At 41.9% G+C, this 19,207-nt stretch carries 12 protein-coding genes; 5 read left to right on the forward strand and 7 right to left on the reverse strand.

The genetic code is table 11. The features are described from left to right. Window positions 1–25: 25 nt before the first annotated feature. Window positions 26–868: a M23 family metallopeptidase gene (locus L2747_RS06885; RefSeq protein WP_371985814.1), complete on the forward strand. Its 843-nt coding sequence runs from the start codon at window positions 26–28 to the stop codon at window positions 866–868. A 117-nt stretch (window positions 869–985) separates the two neighbouring features. On the opposite strand, the gene L2747_RS06890 is transcribed toward L2747_RS06885, so the two are convergent. Continuing rightward, a complete protein-coding gene (locus L2747_RS06890; protein ID WP_248998344.1) occupies window positions 986–1,492 on the reverse strand; it encodes a DUF2062 domain-containing protein in 507 nt (168 codons plus the stop codon). 77 nt (window positions 1,493–1,569) lie between these two features. Here L2747_RS06890 and L2747_RS06895 point away from each other — a divergent pair, with 77 nt between their 5' ends. Genes L2747_RS06895 through L2747_RS06910 form a run of 4 tightly spaced genes read left to right on the forward strand, consistent with a single transcriptional unit; the run spans window position 1,570 to window position 6,949 of the window. Then, window positions 1,570–3,921: a DNA internalization-related competence protein ComEC/Rec2 gene (locus tag L2747_RS06895; protein ID WP_248998345.1), complete on the forward strand. Its 2,352-nt coding sequence runs from the start codon at window positions 1,570–1,572 to the stop codon at window positions 3,919–3,921. 32 nt (window positions 3,922–3,953) lie between these two features. Beyond that, window positions 3,954–5,771, forward strand: coding sequence for a lipid A export permease/ATP-binding protein MsbA (gene msbA, locus L2747_RS06900; RefSeq protein ID WP_248998346.1), 1,818 nt, complete (start codon window positions 3,954–3,956; stop codon window positions 5,769–5,771). Further along, window positions 5,772–6,764 carry a tetraacyldisaccharide 4'-kinase gene (gene lpxK / locus L2747_RS06905; RefSeq protein ID WP_248998347.1) on the forward strand — a complete coding sequence of 331 codons (993 nt, stop codon included), beginning with the start codon at window positions 5,772–5,774 and terminating at the stop codon, window positions 6,762–6,764. An 11-nt stretch (window positions 6,765–6,775) separates the two neighbouring features. After that, window positions 6,776–6,949 carry a Trm112 family protein gene (locus L2747_RS06910; protein ID WP_084221416.1) on the forward strand — a complete coding sequence of 58 codons (174 nt, stop codon included), beginning with the start codon at window positions 6,776–6,778 and terminating at the stop codon, window positions 6,947–6,949. A gap of 59 nt (window positions 6,950–7,008) precedes the next feature. Here L2747_RS06910 and L2747_RS06915 read toward each other — a convergent pair whose 3' ends face one another. From L2747_RS06915 to L2747_RS06940, 6 genes are all read right to left on the reverse strand, one after another. Further along, window positions 7,009–8,406, reverse strand: coding sequence for a hypothetical protein (locus L2747_RS06915; protein ID WP_248998348.1), 1,398 nt, complete (start codon window positions 8,404–8,406; stop codon window positions 7,009–7,011). A gap of 201 nt (window positions 8,407–8,607) precedes the next feature. Then, window positions 8,608–9,189: a hypothetical protein gene (locus tag L2747_RS06920; RefSeq protein WP_248998349.1), complete on the reverse strand. Its 582-nt coding sequence runs from the start codon at window positions 9,187–9,189 to the stop codon at window positions 8,608–8,610. A 251-nt stretch (window positions 9,190–9,440) separates the two neighbouring features. Then, window positions 9,441–12,533 carry an efflux RND transporter permease subunit gene (locus tag L2747_RS06925; RefSeq protein ID WP_248998350.1) on the reverse strand — a complete coding sequence of 1,031 codons (3,093 nt, stop codon included), beginning with the start codon at window positions 12,531–12,533 and terminating at the stop codon, window positions 9,441–9,443. Further along, on the reverse strand, window positions 12,530–15,835 hold the full coding sequence (locus tag L2747_RS06930) for an efflux RND transporter permease subunit (protein WP_248998351.1): 3,306 nt from the start codon (window positions 15,833–15,835) through the stop codon (window positions 12,530–12,532). The genes L2747_RS06925 and L2747_RS06930 overlap by 4 nt, the downstream gene beginning before the upstream one ends. Window positions 15,836–15,857: 22 nt before the next feature. After that, window positions 15,858–16,925, reverse strand: coding sequence for an efflux RND transporter periplasmic adaptor subunit (locus tag L2747_RS06935; protein ID WP_248998352.1), 1,068 nt, complete (start codon window positions 16,923–16,925; stop codon window positions 15,858–15,860). A 690-nt stretch (window positions 16,926–17,615) separates the two neighbouring features. Further along, entirely contained in the window at window positions 17,616–18,905 is a 1,290-nt protein-coding gene (locus L2747_RS06940) for a citrate synthase (protein ID WP_248998353.1), read from the reverse strand. Window positions 18,906–19,207: the final 302 nt, after the last annotated feature.

Raw genomic sequence — 19,207 nt, forward strand, 5'->3', positions numbered from 1 at the left:
CAAGCAAAGCATAAAAGGAGTCGCTTTGAGAGTATTTATCAAGATCATATCTAGCTGTGTGTTTGGTGGTTTAGCATTGCAAGCCAATGCGGCTGTAGAGCTAAATGGAGAGTTGATTCAAGGCGCGTTAATGCGTGCTCAGGTTCAACCAGGTACACAGGTTTTTTTAAATGATGAGCCACTAAAGGTAAATGCTCAAGGCGAATTTGCATTTGGTTTTGCTCGCCAAGCAGAGTTAGAGCAGATGCTAAAACTTGTTTATCCGGATGGATTGACAGAGCTGAAGCCACTCAAACTGAAAACTCAGCAATATAAGATCCAAAATATTACTGGGATCAGTAAAAAAATTATGAAACCAGATCCAAAAGCGCAAGCAAGGGCGGCTAAGGATTCTAAACAGGTTAAAGCTGCAAGAGCTCAATTCACGGCAAGTGACGCTTTCAATCAGGATTTTATCTGGCCATTAACCGGCAGAATAAGCGGTGTGTATGGTAGTCAGCGTATCTATAACGGTAAGCCAGGCACGCCGCACTACGGTGTCGATGTTGCAGCTAAAACAGGTACCGTAGTCGTCGCACCTGCAGATGGAGTGATATCACTTTCTGTTTCTGATATGTTTTATTCCGGTGGTACTATGATTATTGATCATGGTTATGGGGTTAGTTCGAGTTTTTTGCATTTAAGTAAGCTCTACGTGAAACAGGGCGATGTTGTGAAGCAAGGCGATAAAGTTGCTGAGGTGGGATCAACTGGTCGCTCAACGGGACCACATTTGGATTGGCGGATTAATTGGTATCAAATGCGCCTTGATCCTACAACTATCGTACCTTCGATGAAGAGTGTAATGGCAAAAAGTAAGGTAAAGTAAGCGCTTTATTTTAGAGTAGAATCAGCAACAAAAAAGCAGTCTTAATGACTGCTTTTTTGTTGCTGATTCTTAGCCGGTAACTTTTAATGCAGAGTAGTGAGTTACTTGGTGTAGAGATTATTTGTAGCGGTTTTTCCATTTAAAGAGTATTGAATATTTCCACAATGTACGTATGAGTAGATATCCTACTATTGAAAAAACACCTGCTAAAACCACACAGCCTAATAAAAATGGCGGGCCGATAGTTTCAATTGAGGCTTGGAACCATTGCCAATTCGCTTCAAAGTTAAACGCTTGTGGCTCATGCCCTAGCAAGGTTGCTCCTAAAAGGTAAGCCACATAAAACATGAGTGGCATAGTGATGGGATTGGTAATCCAAACTAGCGCCACAGCTAAAGGCAAATTGACATTAAATAAAATGGCTAGAGCAGCTGCAAGTACCATCTGAAAAGGCATCGGCAGCCAAGCGACAAATAGACCAACGGCAAATGCTCCAGGTGCGGAGTGTCTGTTTAACGTCCATAAATTAGGCTTTAAGAGTAGATCACCAAACATGCGTAAATTTTTATGTTCGCGCAATGTCTCGGGGTTGGGCATGAATCTTTCAATAAATTTTTTTGGCATAACTTCTATTTGCTGTCTTAACTTAATTCACTATGAATCGATTTATGTGCGGCTACTGCATTACCATTGTCTCTACAATGTTTTGGCCTTCCTTGGTTAATCTATACATCCTACCTTTTTTAATCGTAGTGGTTATTACTGCCTGTCGGCGCTTTCCGTTTGTCGCCGGAGGCTTACTCGCAATATGCTGGATAAGCGTTTTCTATTCTTTATTAATGGGCTGGAATACCGGGGAACGTGTCGCTACGCTCGATATTGAGGGCGAAATCATATCATTAGTTCAGTCAAACAGCGACCGCATTAGTGTGGATATTACCCTGATTGATTCAATTTCACCCCATATAGTGCACCGTAAGCTGCGGTTATACTGGCAGCAACCACCACCCGAAGTTAGTCCTGGTCAACGTTGGTTGTTTTCCATAAAACCTAAGCCAATAACCAGTATTTTAAACCAAGGTGGTTTTAACCAACAAAAGCATTTGCTTGCTAAACACATTATAGGCAAAGGTAGCGTCAAAGATGCCAAGTTACTGACAAAGAACTTGTCTTATCGAGAGAATTTGATTGCTAGATTAAAGCCAGAGCTTGCCGTTTATCCAAGCCATGCTTTGTTGCTTGCACTATTAACTGGCGATAAGTCACTAATAACTAATAAAGAGTGGCAGCAGCTCCGCAGTACAGGAGCTGGACACCTTTTTGCTATTTCAGGTCTACATCTGTCAGTTGTATCCTTATGGTTATTACTTATTTCCCAGCGTGTTTTATATCGATTATTTCCTATAAGTAGTCGCCGTAATTGGCTTTTATGCTTAGCTTTTTCGGCTAGTGGAGCCTTATTTTACGGCTATTTAGCGGGGTTCTCCGTTTCAACTCAGCGAGCTCTAATCATGCTTTTAGCCTATATATGCTTCAGCGCGTTTAGTCGACATTCATCGAGTTGGGAACGACTGTTATATGCACTCTTCATCATTCTACTGTTTGATCCTGTAAGTATATTAAGTGCCAGTTTTTGGCTTTCCTTCGGTGCATTGAGCATAATTTTACTCACTGTAAGCCGCTATGATTCACGAAAACCAATTACAAAAATATCAAAGATAGGATCGACAGGAATGATCAAACGTTCTGTTATTAGGTTAAAAACAGCAATCTTGGTTTTTTGGTCGTTGCAATGGCGTTTGACAATTGCACTTGGTGTGATTCAGGCGATATTTTTTCAAGGCATGTCGTTAATTAGTTTGTTTATTAATATTATTCTTGTTCCTTGGTTTAGCTTGGTACTAATTCCAATATGTTTATTGTCGCTGTTGATTTTTATGTTGCTAAGCCAACTTGGGATGTCAGTTAGCGGTGTTTTCGTTTTGGCTGCTTGGGCAATGGAGCCTGTAGTGGCATTACTGAATTTTAGTGAAAACTTAGGATTTGCTTGGTTAATACTGTCAGATGAACTTATAGCAGGCCTTATCTTGGCAAGTCTAGGCTGCTATTTGATGTTCAATTTTAAGCATAAGTATTGGCGACTATTGTTGTCTGTTATGTTACTGCCTTTAATATTAAGTGTTGTAGCTAACTATGCGAGGTCATTGGATAAAGCTTCTTTTGCTAGAAGCGCTTTAGATAATAAACGTTGGCAGGTGCATTTGCTCGATGTTGGTCAAGGGTTGTCTGTTGTGATTGAGCATAACAGGCGGGGGGTTATTTACGATACGGGAGCGAGATATGGCGAGCACTTTAGTTATGCGCAAAGAGCCTTGGAACCCTTTCTGTTAAGTCAGGGGATTATAGATATTGATTATATTATTATAAGCCATAGTGATAATGACCATGCTGGCGGAGTAGGGCTTATCAGCAAGGCTTATCCTAAAGCCCTGTTAGTTTCAGATCTTTGGTCGTTCTCACAAATTGATTGTAGACCTAAGCAGTTTTCATGGGGAAAGCTAAAGATTGAATTATTGGCGCCAAAGGTTGCACTCGCTGGAAATAATGGCTCTTGTGTGGTGAAAGTCAGCGATGATTTCAGCAGTGTTCTGTTAACCGGAGACATTGAAAAGCAGGCTGAGCGAGCTTTAGTTAATATGAATGCTCAACAACAAGCAGAAGGTTATTCTCAGAGTCGTAATCTAGCTAGTCGACTGTTAGTCGCTCCCCATCATGGTAGTGATACTTCATCTACAACCGCTTTTATTGAGGCTGTTTCTCCTGAGCTCGTTGTGTTCCCAGCAGGCTTTCGAAATCGTTATGGGTTTCCTAAAAAAGAGGTAGTTGAGCGCTATCAATTACAGCGAATCCCAAGCATTACGGTAGGCCAACAAGGACAGGTTAGTGTGTTATTTCACCAGCAAACTATGAAAGTTCGTACATATCGTTCGGATTTTGCACCATTTTGGTATAACCAAGTGTTTAGGTTTGGTCAGATTCAAAATCCGGAGTAGAATGCTTCTTTTACCAATATGTTAATTTCTCAATGACAACATCTCCTAAAAATGAAGTCTGGACTGTATTTAAGCGTTTACTTGGTTATTTAAAACCCCTTAAAGCAGTGCTCGCTTTAGCCATTTTTGGCCTAGCTATGTATGCCCTTGTGGATGCGACCTTTATCGCAGTGATTAAACCATTTATTGATGAAGGCTTTGGTGGCCAAGCTGCTAGCGGAGTTGCTGGTGGGGTTGGCAGTGTAGACTTTGGAACTGGGGCTGGCTTTAATTCGAGTAGCGAAGTTTTATTATTAGCCCCATTTGTGGTGATTGGATTATTTTCTTTACGCGGCCTTGCTAACTTCCTCTCAACTTATTGTATTTCATACATGAGTGCTCGCGTGATCATGGATATGCGTCAAGAAGTGTTTGAGCATTATTTAACACTCCCTGTTAGCTATATCGATAAAGAAAACACCGGCAATTTGATTTCTCGGGTAACTTACGACACCGAACAAATTGCACGAGCGTCAGGTAGCGCATTAATTACGATCGTACGTGACAGTATTACTGTTATTGGCATGATTGCGATTATGTTTTATTTCTCTTGGAAGTTATCGTTAGTTATTTTGGTTATCGGGCCGATTATTGGTCTAGTGATCACTGTGGTGAGCCGTCGTTTCAGAAAGGTCTCTAAGCAGATCCAAACTGCCATGGGCGGAGTCACTGCAGCAACTGAGCAGATGATTAAAGGCCATAAAAACGTATTGTCTTTTGGTGGCCAAGAAACTGAAGCTGAGCGTTTTGCGAAAGTTAACGGTCAAAACCGTTATCAAACTATGAAGCTTGCGACTGCACAGGCAATTAGCCAACCTTTAGTAATGATCATTGGCTCATTTGCATTAGCATTCGTGTTATATGCGGCAAGCCTAGACAGTATGAAAAGTGAGTTAACAGCGGGCACCTTCGCAACAATTCTAGCGGCCATGCTTGCTATGTTGCAGCCAATTAAAAATTTAACTCGCGTAAACGCGGAATTTCAGCGTGGTATCGCCGCATGTACAACCGTATTTGAATTGCTTGATACTGAGCCTGAAAGCGATAAAGGCACGCTAGATGTGGAGCGTGTCAAAGGTGAACTTGCATTTAATCATGTTGACTTTAGTTACCCTGGACATGAAAAATTAGCCTTAAACGGCATTGACTTTAAAGTTGAACAAGGTCAAACGCTTGCATTGGTTGGTCGTTCTGGTTCGGGTAAGTCAACAATAGCAAGTTTGGTCACACGCTTTTACACTGGCCTCAAAGCCGGTGATATTACACTTGATGGCCATAGTATTAATGACTACAAACTTAAATCCTTGCGTAGCCAAGTTGCCTTAGTTTCTCAGCAAGTGACGCTGTTTAACGACTCTATCGCCAATAATATTGCTTATGCTTATCCTGGAGTTGCTACTCGTGAGCAAATCATTGAAGCGGCAACACTTGCCCATGCAATGGAGTTTATTGAGCCGATGCCTGAGGGCTTAGACACACAAATCGGTGAAAATGGGGTGATGTTGTCGGGCGGTCAAAGACAACGAATTGCGATAGCAAGAGCAATTTTACGTAACTCACCAGTACTTATTCTTGATGAAGCAACGTCGGCACTTGATACTGAGTCTGAAAAAGCGATACAGCAAGGATTAGATAACTTGCGCCAAAACCGCACGTCGATTGTTATTGCACACCGCTTATCAACGATTGAAAGTGCTGACCAGATTTTAGTGGTTGATCAGGGACAAATTGTTGAAAGAGGTACTCATGAAGAGTTATTGGCAAAGCAGGGCGTTTATTTCAACCTATATCAAATGCAGTTTGGAAGCTAAATGCAGTCTTGGGTTAATAAACTTTGGTATAAAGGTCACTGGATAAGGTATGTGCTGTGGCCTTTGTCTTTACTCTTTAGGCTTATAACTGGTGTAAGACGACAACTGTTTAAGCTCAGAGTAAAGCAAGCGATTAAACTTCCTGTACCTGTGATTGTTGTCGGTAATATTACTGTTGGTGGCAGCGGTAAAACGCCAATGGTTATCTACTTAATCGAGTTGCTACGTAAACAAGGGTTTAAGCCTGGTGTTATTAGCCGTGGCTATGGCGTTGAAATCGACGGCGTTAGAGCGGTATTGCCAGTAGATTCGGCCGATAGTGTTGGTGATGAACCCGCAATGATAGTCGCGCGAACGCAAGTGCCGATGGTTGTTGGCGCTAAACGCGTAGATGCAGCACAAAAATTATTAGCGGACTTTGATGTTGATATCATAATCAGTGACGATGGTCTGCAACACTATCAGTTAGCGCGAGATATTGAACTGGTGATCCTTGATGGTGAACGCCGCTTAGGTAATGGTATGTTACTGCCAGCAGGCCCTCTACGTGAAGGCGCTTGGCGTTTAAACTGTGTTGACCATGTAATTGTAAATGGTGGTGATGCACTTGCTAATGAACAAGCGATGACATTAGAGCCAAGCAAGTGGTTGCCTGTGTCTGCACTGCATCATGGTAGCTCAGTTCCTACAAAGAGTGACTCTATTGTGGCTATGGCTGGGATTGGTAATCCACAGCGATTTTTTGATTCATTATTCGCACGAGGCTATCGAGTAGAGCAGGTTCAAGCTTTTGATGATCATAGCGATTACCAAGAGGTGGCTTTAGCTGAACTAGCTGATGGTCGAATCTTAGTCATGACAGAAAAAGATGCGGTGAAATGTCGCGATTTTGCAAAAGATAACTGGTGGTATCTCGCAGTTGATGCGAAGCTATCTTCCTCATTTGATAAACAACTACTGACTAAAATTGATCAGTTAGTAGCAGATAAGTAAAGGCATTCAAAATGGCATTTGATAAAAAATTACTCGAAATCGTTGCGTGTCCAGTATGCAAAGGCAAACTTGAATACAATAAAGAAGCTCAGCAACTGATCTGTAAAGCTGACAAATTAGCTTACCCTATCAATGATGGTATTCCTGTTTTACTGGAAAATAAAGCTGAGCCTTTAGCTGAGTAAATAGAGCTTCAGTAATAAAAAAGCGCCTTAATGGCGCTTTTTTATTACTAAATAATATACTAAAAGTAGGAAAACTCTAGCTCGTAGAGCACAGCATCATCTTCATAAGAGTCGTATTTTGCTTGCATTGTATACTCGGGTCTTTCTATATCTACAAACTCAAAATTATCGATTGCATCACTAAACTGAAGCATCATCTCTTCTTTTAGTAATGGTAACTTCAGTGAGTTAATACTTCCAAGGAAAGCGAGTTCATCTTCATCAGAAAATAAGGATTCACTGATTTTAATTTGTCTAGGAGCCTGTTGGTCAAATTTAACTAGAATATGGTTTCCGAGCAGCCACCATGTGTCACCATCGTTGGCTATATTTACTTTATGAGCAAAGGGAATGTTTTGCCTGAGCTGGTTCAAGGTGAAACTCTCAGGCTTTGTCGGTGATATTTTATTAAATAACCATTGTTTTTGCTGTTGTGTTAATTGTTGAGGTTTACGGGCTGTGTGTGGACTTGTATCTGTAAGCGTAAAATGAGTTAGTAGCAATTGCTTTTGATATGAATCTGTTGAATTGAACTTTTCGAAACTAAGTGTAAGCTCTTGATTATTTGAATTTATTACTAATTCATCCGCACTCTTCTGTAAAACGTTAGATGTGATGTTTTCTTTCACTGTTGCAATATCACTCTTACGCTGCGCGACCCCATCCACTTTCCATAATGTATCATCAAAACCGGGCCTAAATCCTAATATGTTAAGCCCTGCAATATTTAAGATGTTTTGTTTTGATGTTACGTGAGTCAATGTATCATTATTAAATGTAAACCATAATTCTCTTCCATAACCATATAAAACCTGGTTGTCATCCAGGCTGATTTCGATACTGGGCGGGCCTAATTTCTTTATGGTATCAGAGATATGGCTGCCGATTTTCATCCCGTATACGCCAGTTGCTATAGAGATGTTTTCTTTGGGTAACTTTATTGCTTGGGCAAGTTTATACGCTGACTTTGTTTGAAAGTCATCAGGGTTATATGTAACCTCATAAGAGTATCTAAGTACTTGGTAACCTTGAGCATTAAATGGTGCAGCAATACTTGAAAGAGACTTATCATCTGGGCACATTTTAAAGGCTTGCGCTTCAAGCTTGGTTCGTTGTTTATTTTTTTTGCCGTAATTTGTTCTATGGTGACTAACTGTATTGATAATAACGGCGTCAGCTCCTCTATTTAGAGCGTCTTGTTCTAATTTCAGTAGTGCGGATTTCAATGATGGGTTTATCTTTTTATCTTGTGAATTGCTGATCTCAATTTCATCTGAGCTTAAATTGATGAGTCCAAAATCTTTTTCCACACAGTTTGGTTTGTAATCTAATATCACAGTATTCTGCGCTGCATTGGTTGCTACTGGGGCTGTAGTCATTAATAAAAAGCAAAATATTTTATGAGTAGAATTTGGCATGCAATGCATTTCCTTATGCTTAATTATGTTGCTACTTTGTTATTTTGGAAGTCTAAAGTCAAATCGAAAACTATTATCTAGTTATTACCTATACCTATACCTATTTATCTGATTTTCGAGGATAACTAGACCCTAGTTACAAAAGAATTTTTTTAATTCAGTGGTAGCTAGTGGATAGGTGTCTCGTTAATTGGGTTGTAATTACAATAGTAGTTCTATTGCTTGGACCTGTAAGGTCGCTTCTCCTCCATATTTGTCTGTCATACTCGGCGTTAAATAAAGCGCATTGATCTCATTTAGCACTATGCCATGGTCTAGCGAGCTTTTAGGTGTCCAGTCAGGGCGAGAGAAAGTAATCAAATCGACTTCCACTGTATTCCACTCATTGCTTGCTGGAAGGCTCGTTTGATAGTGAGCATAAGTCTTATCACCGTCTTTACCATAGTGAGATTGCGATAATTTAATCAGTAAAGGAATATCACATTTATATGTGAGGCTAATTCTTTTCGTGCCGGCTAAAGTGGGGACGTCTGGCGTATAGATTACTTCTACCCAAGAATTTCGTTTGGCATCAACGCGAGGTATGCGTTTAAAGTTAACCCATATGCCCGCAGGTGTAAGGATTTGATTGCGAAATGTGGCAGTACTTCCGTATGGATCGGTAGCATAGCTCCAGTTAGATGGTTTTAGTTTAGAGCTTTGCTCTGTTGCCACACTGACATTTATATTAATGACTGAAGCTGTAGCCAAGCAGAGTAATGCATATTTCAAAATTGAGACCATGATTATCCTTATCATATTGTATATATTTATCGCTACTTCCTAAATGAAGTGCGAGTCGTGTGTACTAAATTAGGATAACAAATATAAGATCCGCTATTGTCTTATTATATAAACATTTTATTTTGTGCTTTAGCGTTACTGACTTGAGTTTTGGCAGAGTACAAGATCGATAATTTTTAAAGAAAAAGGCTAAAACGCACCTGCCGCTTTTAGCCTTTTACTTAAGTTTTTTTGCTAGATTTATATTATAGCTAGCTCATCCAAGGCAAAACCTTTTTTGAAAACCTATCGGCTTGTCCTAGGCGAATAGCACTGTTATGCCTCATTCTGTACAGGGCTTGATAACAGAGCGGCACCAAATACAAGCTGGTTACCGTTGAGAAGGTGAGGCCGCCAATAATGGCAATGGCCATTGGTGAATAAGATGGACCGCCGCCACCAAGTTGGGTATCGCCCATCGCCAGTGGCACTAAGCCAAGTACTGTCGTGCCGACAGTCATCAATACAGGGCGAAGCCTTGTATTGCAGACCTTAGTAATCGTGTTGGATAGTTCATCTAACTCTGGTGAAAGCTGATTAATTTGATCCACCAAGACGATGCCGTTGTTAACGACAATGCCCATTAAGATTAAAATCCCAATCATTGCCATAATAGACATAGGCGTACCGGTAAATAGCAGCGCCCAAAACACCCCTGTAATTGAAAATAAAATCGAGGTGATAATTGCTGTCGGTAACAATAACGATTCAAATAGCGCTGCCATAACGATATAAATCATTGCAATCGCTAGGATCATATTGGTTGCCATAACTGCTTCATCTTCATCTTGCTTTTGAAAGCCGCCTCTAAGTGAGTAGCCATAACCTGCTGGAAAGTTAACGCTATCCATAACTTGGGTGATCTTTTCCTGTGCTTCCTCGGTGGTTAACTCATCTAAATTGGCACCAATTGATAGTGCAGTTTGTCTATCGTAATGTCTGATTGTGTCAAATCTCGGCAAGATCTCGATCTTGGCTAGACTGGCTAAGGTATACACTCGATTATCGATGCGGATCACGGGTAACTGCTTTAGCTTTTCGAGTGATAAACGCCATTGCTGCTCATAGGCCATTTCAATGCGGAGCTCACCGCTTGGATCGTGGCGGAATGAACGCAGCGGTGTGCCACGTAATGCCATTGAAATACTCGAAGCAATCTCATTGAGTTTTAAATCTAATCTTGCAGCCATTTGGCGGTCAATACGGATCACGACTTCTTGTTGTGCGCCATTTAGTTCTGAGCGTACATCAGTGAGCCCCTCTATATTGCTTAAAAGCGGTATAACCTGCTGACTTAAGCTGATAAGTTCGGTTGTCGACCGACCAGTAAGGGAGACCCTAACGCCGTTGTTTTCACCGCCCCAGCCAAATTGTGGTTTGGCAATGGCAAATTTGGGAAAGCCTTCACGTATGGTTTTTTTTAAGGCTTTCATATCAACTTCGGTATCTTCTTTTAAGATCAGTGTTGATTGACCTCTATCGGCTGAAAAGTAACTGTATACCGAGTCAATTTGAAACTTTTCTTGATTGGCATAAAGGTAAGTTTCCATTTTGGTGATCATGGCTTCAGTAACATCAAGGCTATGTCTGCCTTCGACTTGATAATTGATATATAAACGATTATTGCCTTCACCGTCAGACTGATCTTGACTGACCATGCTCAGTGGTAATGCCGTAGATGCCAGTATTATTATCGCCAGCACTCCAGATATACGTGGATGAGCCAAAATCCAACTGAGGCTACTTTTATAAGAGCGTTGCAGTCTGCTAGGATCTGTCTGAGGTTTTGGGGCAAAATACAATTTACTTAACATTAAAGGTAGTAAGGTTTTTGCGACTAATAAAGAGGCCGCAAGTGAGATACAAATTGCAATTGCAACGTGCTCTAAGAAAATTGTTAGCTCGACTTTTACGCCAAAAATATTCGGTAAAAAAACGATGGCAGTGGTGAGTGTTCCGGCAAGTACTGCAAGGGATACCTTATCGACACCACGCAAAATTGCACTACTTGTTATGGCTAGGTGGGGTGAGCTCACTGTCGTGTCAGTTGTGGTAGCACGATTGGCACTATCAGCTTGTTTTTCCTGTAGTACGCTTTCAGTCACCACAACGGCGTTGTCAATCAGCATACCTACAGCCAACAATAGCCCCATCATAGATAAGATGTTGAGGCTGTAGCCTAAAAAGTACATAGCAGCCAGCGTCATACAAATAGAAATAGGTACTGATGACACGATAACTAAAGTCATTTTGAGGTCGCGTAAAAACAAGTACAACACCACAAAAGACAGTAGGGCACCAATTAAACCCGCAGCTAACAAGTCGCGCAGCGATGAGGTTACGCCGTAAGCTTGATCTTCCATCACAAACAGTTTGATGCCGTCAAATTGAGAGTTTTGTTTAGCCTCATCAATCACCTTCATGACGCGCTGTGATACGTCAACTAGATTCGCGCCAGACTCTTTAAATACATCCAGACCCACAGCATAATTTTGATCTAAATGACGTCCATCGAGGCGTTCTGGCAATGAAAAGCTCACAGTTGCAATATCTGCAAGGGTAATGCCTGGAGCTAAAACAATCCTATTTATATCATCTAAGTTTCTAAACTCACCTTTAGGTGATACTTGATATACTCGTGATTGAGTCTTTAGTACGCCAGCATTAATGACAAAGTTTTCCTGCTGTAGTCGTCTGTTAAGTGCTTGCACTGAAATATTACTGGCAGAAAGTTTGTCAGCATTAATACGGATCTCTATTTGCTTTTGCTCCACTCCATAAAGGGTGACTTGCGATACGCCTTCGACTCGTTCAAGTGGTTTTTTAAGCTGTTTATCGAGCAAATCAAATGCACTTGAAAGCTCGCGGTCACTGGATATACGTAAATTAAGCACTGGCATATCGGCGGTGCTGAACTGCCTGATAAACACTCGCTCTACATCCTTTGGCAGTAAATGACGCACGGCATCGACTTTCTCTCGTGCTTCTAAGCTTTTGGTGGCAACATTTTCGCCCCATTTCATTCTTAGGTCGATTTCGGCACCATTTTGAGAAGAACTTGAGCGAAGCTCTTCAATACCGCCCATCGTGGCTAATGACTCCTCCAGTATATTGGTAATATCACGCTCAACTTCAGCAGGTGTAGAACCTTTATAGGGCACCTCGACAATCACTTGTGGAATGTCTATTCCAGGGAACATTTCCAGCGGCAATAATCTGCTTGAAGCTAACCCAAATAACAGTATTGCCATAAAAAACATGGTTGTGGTTACGGGTCGTGCTAAGGCAAAGCGGGTGATATTCATGCTTTACCTCCTTCAAGAGTTTGATTATTCATTGCACCAGTGTCGTTGCTTTTCCCTGATTCAATTTGGTCAAACTGTTTTCGATCAAAGAGGGCATAAAGTACTGGAATAACAACCAGGGTAAGTAAGGTCGATAATGACAAGCCAAAGATAACGGTTATCGCCATTGGAGCCCTTACTTCACTGCCATCACCCAGACCAAATGCCATTGGTGATAACCCGAGTGCAGTTGTCATTGTGGTCATAATAATCGGTCGTAGACGCGATTTTGCTGCGTTTGATATGGCGCTAAGTTTGTCTTCACCGCTTTGACGCAGCTGATTAATTCTATCAACTAATACAATGGCGTTATTCACGACGATACCGGCCAGCATAATAAGGCCAATGAATACCACCACACTTAAGTGAGTTTGAGTGATAAATAAACCAAAAATACTGCCGCCTACCGCCATAGGTACAGCAATTAAGATAAGTAGTGGATGCAGCAAGGATTCAAACTGACTTGCCATAACCAAATAAACTAAAAATACCGCTAATACGAGTGCTATTTGCAGTGACTTAAATGAGTGCTCCATCTCCTCATTTTGGCCACCAAAACGTGCTTGTACTGAGGTGGGCAATGTTTGAGCCGATAAGATCTCGCGAGCGGTTAATACGGCATCGTTTAAATCACCATAAGCGAGGTTGGCAGAGACGATTGCTACACGTTGCTGACTGATACGATTAATTGCAGATGGGCCAAGCTTGAGGCTGACATCGGCAATAGCGCTAAGTGAAATCGGGTGGCTGCTATTGGGGTTAATAATCATCGAGTCGATATCGCTGATCTGGTTACGTTCGTCTAGCTCACTACGCACTAATATATCGATTTTACGGTCACGTACTGTGTACTGGCTGGCTACAGTACCGCCAATACGCTGGGCAATACGGTTGGCAACCATAGGCGCATCCATGCCCAGAGCCGCTAGACGTTCGTGGTCAAAGCGGATACTTAGCTCAGGTTGACCATCGCGTAGGCTAGTATTGATATCGGCGAAACGGTCTGAATCACCCAGTGCGTCTACCAAGGTGTCGGCAGTTTGTTTAAGCTGAGCTAAATCATAACCGATAAGTTCAATTTCAAGCGGCGTCTTAAAGCTAAAGAGTTCAGGATGTTGCACTTTGGCTTCGAGTTCAGGAATTCGCATCGCGGTTGTACGTAATTTATCGGCTACCGCATCAAATGCATTATGGTCGCTAAGTACCACTTGTAAGCGTCCCCAGTTTTCTCCACCTCGAGAGGTGTCAGAGGTCATCAGTCCGCCACTACCTGCTTGACTGTAAGCATGTTTTACATCTGCTCGATCTTTAATCGATAGCGCGAGTTTACGCAGAACGCGATCGGTTTGAGCCACTTCTGTGCCAGGCGGAAGTAAAACCTCAACATAAAACTCGCCTTGATTCATAGGTGGGATGAGCTCCATACCTAAACGAGGGATCAGCAATCCTGCACTCGCTGTAACCATGAGCGCTATAGCTAAAGTGATAACGCGAAACTTAAGCGCTGCGGCTAGCAGCTTATGGTACAAGACCTCAAGTTTGCTGTAGCCCCAGTTAAAGCCACTACTGATAGGACGCATAACCAGTCCTGTTAGCCAAGATAGGCTGCGACCAACAATAAGCACGAGTGTTAACAGCGCGCTTGGCAAGTAGTTAAACAATAATACAAATGGAAAAGAGAATACCGTGGCACTGTAATGCTTTAATTTGGCCATCTTGGTAACGGGTTTTGGTTTGGCTGCTTTTTCTAATAATGGTGGCAGTGCTTTGAATCCTTCACGAGATGCAAGCATTGGAATGGTGGTTAATGCCACAAGTAATGAAGCGAGTAGAGCAAAAGTTACGGTTAATGCTTGATCTGAAAATAGTGCGCCAGCCACGCCATCAACAAACACCAGAGGTACAAATACCGCAAGCGTAGTTAAAGTGGAAGCAAAGATAGCGCCGGCCACCTCTTTGGTGCCTGTTACGGCAGCTTCTAGTCTGTTCATGCCAAGAGATTTGCAACGGTCGATATTTTCTAATACCACAATGGCATTATCGACCAAGAGGCCAACCGCTAATGCAATACCGCCAAGCGACATGATGTTTAGACTGATACCGGCAAAGTACATCATGTTAAAGGTGGCAATAACCGAAAAGGGGATCGAGATTGAAATAATCAGCGTCGGGATAATGTCTCTGAGGAAGAGGTAGATGACAAGCATCGATAGCAAACTACCAATCAGAGCTGCACTGGTGACCTCATTAACTGCACTTTCAATAAACTCGGACTGATCGTAAATAACCTTGAGCTCTCCCTTCACATTATGCCGATTAAGTTTATTGAGCTCATCAGTTACTTTACGCGCCACGGCAACCGTATTGGCATCACCTTCTTTATAAATGGCGAGTTCAATGGATTCTTTATCGCCAATTCGCGTGATGTCATTGCGCTCTTTAAAGGCATCAACAATGGTTGCGACCTCAAATAGGCGCACTAGCGTTTGCTCATCACGGTAAATCACGATTTGCCCCAGCTCATCGAGCGAGTTGAACTGATTTAAGGTACGAACTAAGTATTCCTTGTCACCTTGAATCACTTTACCTGCAGAGAGGTTAATGTTTTCTTCGGCGATACGGTTGCGAATAATATCGGCACTTAAATTGAGTTGGGTGAGCTTTTGTTGATTAAGTTGAATATGGACTTCTTGCTGTAAACCACCAGAAAGTCTTACTGCTGCAACACCTGATAGTGATTCAAGTTGACGTTTGAGCTCCTCTTCAGCGTAAGTTCGCATCTGCTTTAGTTCTGTTTCACTCATCCCACCAGTCACAGTATCACTTGCTTCTGGAACTGAGAGCGCTAAACGAACAATAGGGTCAAGGTTTGGATTAAAGCGCAGTAAGAGGGGCTTTTTAACATCAAGCGGCAATTCTATGGTGTCGAGCTTTTCTCGCACATCAAGGCTTGCCATGTCCATATCTGTACCCCATTCAAACTCAAGCACCACATCAGACATACCTGATCGTGAAATTGAGCTGATTTTTCTAAGGCCTTTGACGATACCCGCAGCTTCTTCGATCGGTTTAGATACCAGTTGTTCAACTTCAACGGGGGCTGCACCCACATATTGGGTACGAATAGTAATGGTTGGGTAACTTAAATCTGGCAATAGTTTTACTGCAAGGCGAGAGAAACCCACCATGCCGAAAAGGATCACTGCAAACATGAACATCCAAACCGTGACAGGTCGATTAACCGCTGTTTTTATAATAGACATAACGTGCTCCGTAGATTTTAAGCTATTTAGCTGACGCTAGATCTGTTGAATTAATGACTTCAACTAGTGACTGGTCTTTAAGGTTTTGCTGTCCACGAACAACAATTTGCTCACCTGGTTGAATACCGTTTACCACTTCCACGGTGTCGGCTTCGCGGTAACCAAGAGAAACACTGCGGCGATTAACGTTTTCACCATCGATAACATAAAGGGCGTACTCGTTATCTTGGTTCACTAAAGCGTTATAAGGCACAGTGATTACATTGTTGTGGGTATCGTATTTAAGTTCCACGCGGGTAAACATGCCGGCTTTTAGTGTGGCATTTGTATTGGGTACTGAAAGAGTGACCTTAAAGGTACCACTTTGCGCATCAACAATAGGACTAATACGCAGCACAGTGGCATGGGTGGTTTCTTGAGTATGTTTGTTGGCAAAAATTTGTGCGTCTTGGCCTAAACGTAGATGCTGTAATTGCTGCTCAGGTAAGTGCACTATGCCGTAAAGTTCGTCTTGATTGACCACATAAAATAGTTCATCGAACTCTTTAGCCATATTGCCAGCCTTAACAAAGCGTGTAGCGATAACACCATCAATAGGCGAGCGGATCATACTTTCTTGGACATAAAGCGCAGCTAAGTCGCGTTTTGCCATGGCTGCTTGTAGGTTATATTCAAGTTTTGCCATCGAGTCGGCACTGAAAAATTCTTTATTACTGATTTTTTTAAGACGATTTAACTCTTGCTCGATGATTTCAACTTCGGCTTGCGACCGATCTAAATCGAACTTCTGCCTTTTAGAGTCGATAATTGCTAGCAACTGACCTTTTTTAACTCTGTCACCTTCTTCTACTTTAAGTTCTTGGATAAGACCTGCCACCCGGGTAACGACATTCGCTTCTTGAGGCGCTTCAAGTGTGGCGGTTGTGCTGTAAAAAGAGGATACATCACCTTGGATCACTGTGGCAGTTTCAACGGGAACAGCATATTTCTCTTCTTCTTTTGCTTGTTCTTCTGCACCGCCACAAGCTGTGAGTAATGCTGCACTTAAGATTAGGGGGAGGATTATTTTGTTTTTGTTTAACGCTTCCATGTCGGCAGACCTTAATGTAATTGTTCCAATAGATCTGTTAAAGCACAATGTATGCCAAATATTAATATCATTTAATAACAGTCACTTATCTTGTTATTTTATTTTTGGTTTAATTAATTAACTTATAATGTAGCGAAAAAGTATAAATGTTAGTTTTTTTTACAGAAGTGACAATTTGTTTTTGGTCTCCTTGGTAATATCAGCTGATTTGCCTATATTCGATTAAGGGAGTGCTATCTAGATACTAGTGGTGATGGCTAAATTAACATTCTAACAATGAATTGTGTCTTAGAGCTTTAGCTGTTTACGCTATTGAGTTTTATCATGATAGAAGACCAAGTAATAAAAAAGGCTGTAGTTTAATTGAAGAGCTTAAATTGCCCGGGCAATATTGTTGAAGATAGGTGAGTTAATTGCGTTTATTTAAGTCAAAGAAATCACGCTTACTATCACCAGTGTAAAGCTGGCGAGGGCAGTCGAGCCTTTGCCTGGCTGATATAGCATCTCTTTCCTACGGGCAATTCAACCTGCTGTGCGTGCTAGAGCGAACGATATTGGTGGGAATAGCCGGACATAGGTAATAACAAAAGGTAATAAAAAAGGCACTCAAAGAGTGCCTTTTAGATAATTTGTGCCGAAGTTTAAGTGACGAGCTTAAACTGCCAGACAACATTGTTACAGATAGCGGCGTTAATCGCGCTTATCTAAATCAACGAAATCGCGTTTAGCATCACCAGTGTATAGCTGGCGAGGACGGCTGATCTTGTGACCTGGCTGATCAAGCATCTCTTTCCAGTGGGCAATCCAACCAACTGTTCGCGCTAGCGCAAACAATACTGTGAACATACTTGTTGGAATACCAATCGCTTTCATGATGATCCCTGAGTAGAAATCAACATTTGGATAAAGCTTCTTAGAGACGAAATAGTCATCTTCCAGTGCAATGCGTTCAAGCTCCATTGCCACGTCTAGAAGTGGATCGTTAACCTTAAGCTCTGCAAGCACTTCATGACATGTTTCACGCATCACTTTAGCGCGAGGGTCGAAGTTCTTATAAACGCGGTGGCCAAAGCCCATTAGACGGAAAGGATCTTCTTTATCCTTAGCACGTGCAATAAACTCAGGAATACGATCAACAGTGCCAATCTCTTCAAGCATGTTTAGACATGCTTCGTTAGCGCCGCCGTGAGCAGGTCCCCAAAGTGACGCAATACCCGCAGCAATACAAGCAAATGGGTTAGCGCCTGAAGAGCCAGCTAGACGTACGGTAGACGTTGAAGCATTTTGCTCATGATCCGCGTGCAGGATAAAGATACGATCCATAGCGCGTTCAACAATTGGGTTAACCTTGTATTCTTCACATGGGACAGCAAACATCATGCTTAAGAAGTTACCCGCGTAGCTTAAGTCGTTACGTGGGTATACAAACGGTTGACCGATTGAATACTTGTAGCACATAGCGGCGATAGTCGGCATTTTTGACACTAGGCGGTATGCTGCAATTTCACGGTGACGCTCGTCATTAACATCCAAAGAGTCTTGGTAAAATGCAGATAAAGCACCCGTAACACCACATAGCATTGCCATTGGATGAGCATCAGGCCTAAAACCTGCAAAGAAAGCAGACAACTGCTCATTGACCATGGTGTGCGTTTTTACTGTGTGTACGAATTCATCGTATTGAGTTTTATTTGGTAACTCTCCGTAGAGTAGCAAATAACATAAATCTAAATAATCAGAGTCTACTGCCAACTGATCGATTGGGTAACCACGGTGAAGCAGTATGCCTTTCTCGCCGTCGATGTAGGTGATCGCTGATTCACAGGAAGCGGTCGCAAGAAATCCTGGATCAAAAGTAAAGTGACCTTTGCTACCTAGCTTACTGATGTCGATAACATCAAAACCTGCCGTACCTTCTTTAATAGGCAGTTCGATTGAATCGTTCCCTGGTAGTTCTAATTTGGCTATATTGTCAGCCATACCCCATTCTCCTTACTTCATTCTTATTGAGTGCGGCTTATCAAACGACATTACTTTACAGTGAATCTAGATCACATTTCAATTTAAATAAGCGTTTAAATTTGTTAGACCATGGTCTTAATTAGGCCTAAGTGCTTGTGCCAGCTGGTGCTTGGCAGATTTTTTTACCAAAAAAACAAAATTTGCATAATGTGATGTTTGTATTTGACATTTCACCCACGTATACTTGCCGCAGCTCAGAAGAGCTGCATACATTGGCGATAAGTTATCACTTTTTTGCATGCTTAATTAGTGGTTGCTAA

It is taken from the genome of Shewanella marinintestina, from assembly GCF_023283845.1.
Lineage (GTDB): Bacteria > Pseudomonadota > Gammaproteobacteria > Enterobacterales > Shewanellaceae > Shewanella > Shewanella marinintestina.

Bases quoted from the DNA above. Each gene is read 5' to 3' on its own strand.
- L2747_RS06925 (WP_248998350.1), bottom strand. From the start codon at position 12,533: ATGAATATCACCCGCTTTGCCTTAGCACGACCCGTAACCACAACCATG.
- L2747_RS06935 (WP_248998352.1), bottom strand. From the start codon at position 16,925: ATGGAAGCGTTAAACAAAAACAAAATAATCCTCCCCCTAATCTTAAGT.
- L2747_RS06890 (WP_248998344.1), bottom strand. From the start codon at position 1,492: ATGCCAAAAAAATTTATTGAAAGATTCATGCCCAACCCCGAGACATTG.
- L2747_RS06930 (WP_248998351.1), bottom strand. From the start codon at position 15,835: ATGTCTATTATAAAAACAGCGGTTAATCGACCTGTCACGGTTTGGATG.
- msbA (WP_248998346.1), top strand. From the start codon at position 3,954: ATGACAACATCTCCTAAAAATGAAGTCTGGACTGTATTTAAGCGTTTA.
- L2747_RS06940 (WP_248998353.1), bottom strand. From the start codon at position 18,905: ATGGCTGACAATATAGCCAAATTAGAACTACCAGGGAACGATTCAATC.
- lpxK (WP_248998347.1), top strand. From the start codon at position 5,772: ATGCAGTCTTGGGTTAATAAACTTTGGTATAAAGGTCACTGGATAAGG.
- L2747_RS06915 (WP_248998348.1), bottom strand. From the start codon at position 8,406: ATGCCAAATTCTACTCATAAAATATTTTGCTTTTTATTAATGACTACA.
- L2747_RS06920 (WP_248998349.1), bottom strand. From the start codon at position 9,189: ATGGTCTCAATTTTGAAATATGCATTACTCTGCTTGGCTACAGCTTCA.
- L2747_RS06910 (WP_084221416.1), top strand. From the start codon at position 6,776: ATGGCATTTGATAAAAAATTACTCGAAATCGTTGCGTGTCCAGTATGC.
- L2747_RS06895 (WP_248998345.1), top strand. From the start codon at position 1,570: ATGTTTTGGCCTTCCTTGGTTAATCTATACATCCTACCTTTTTTAATC.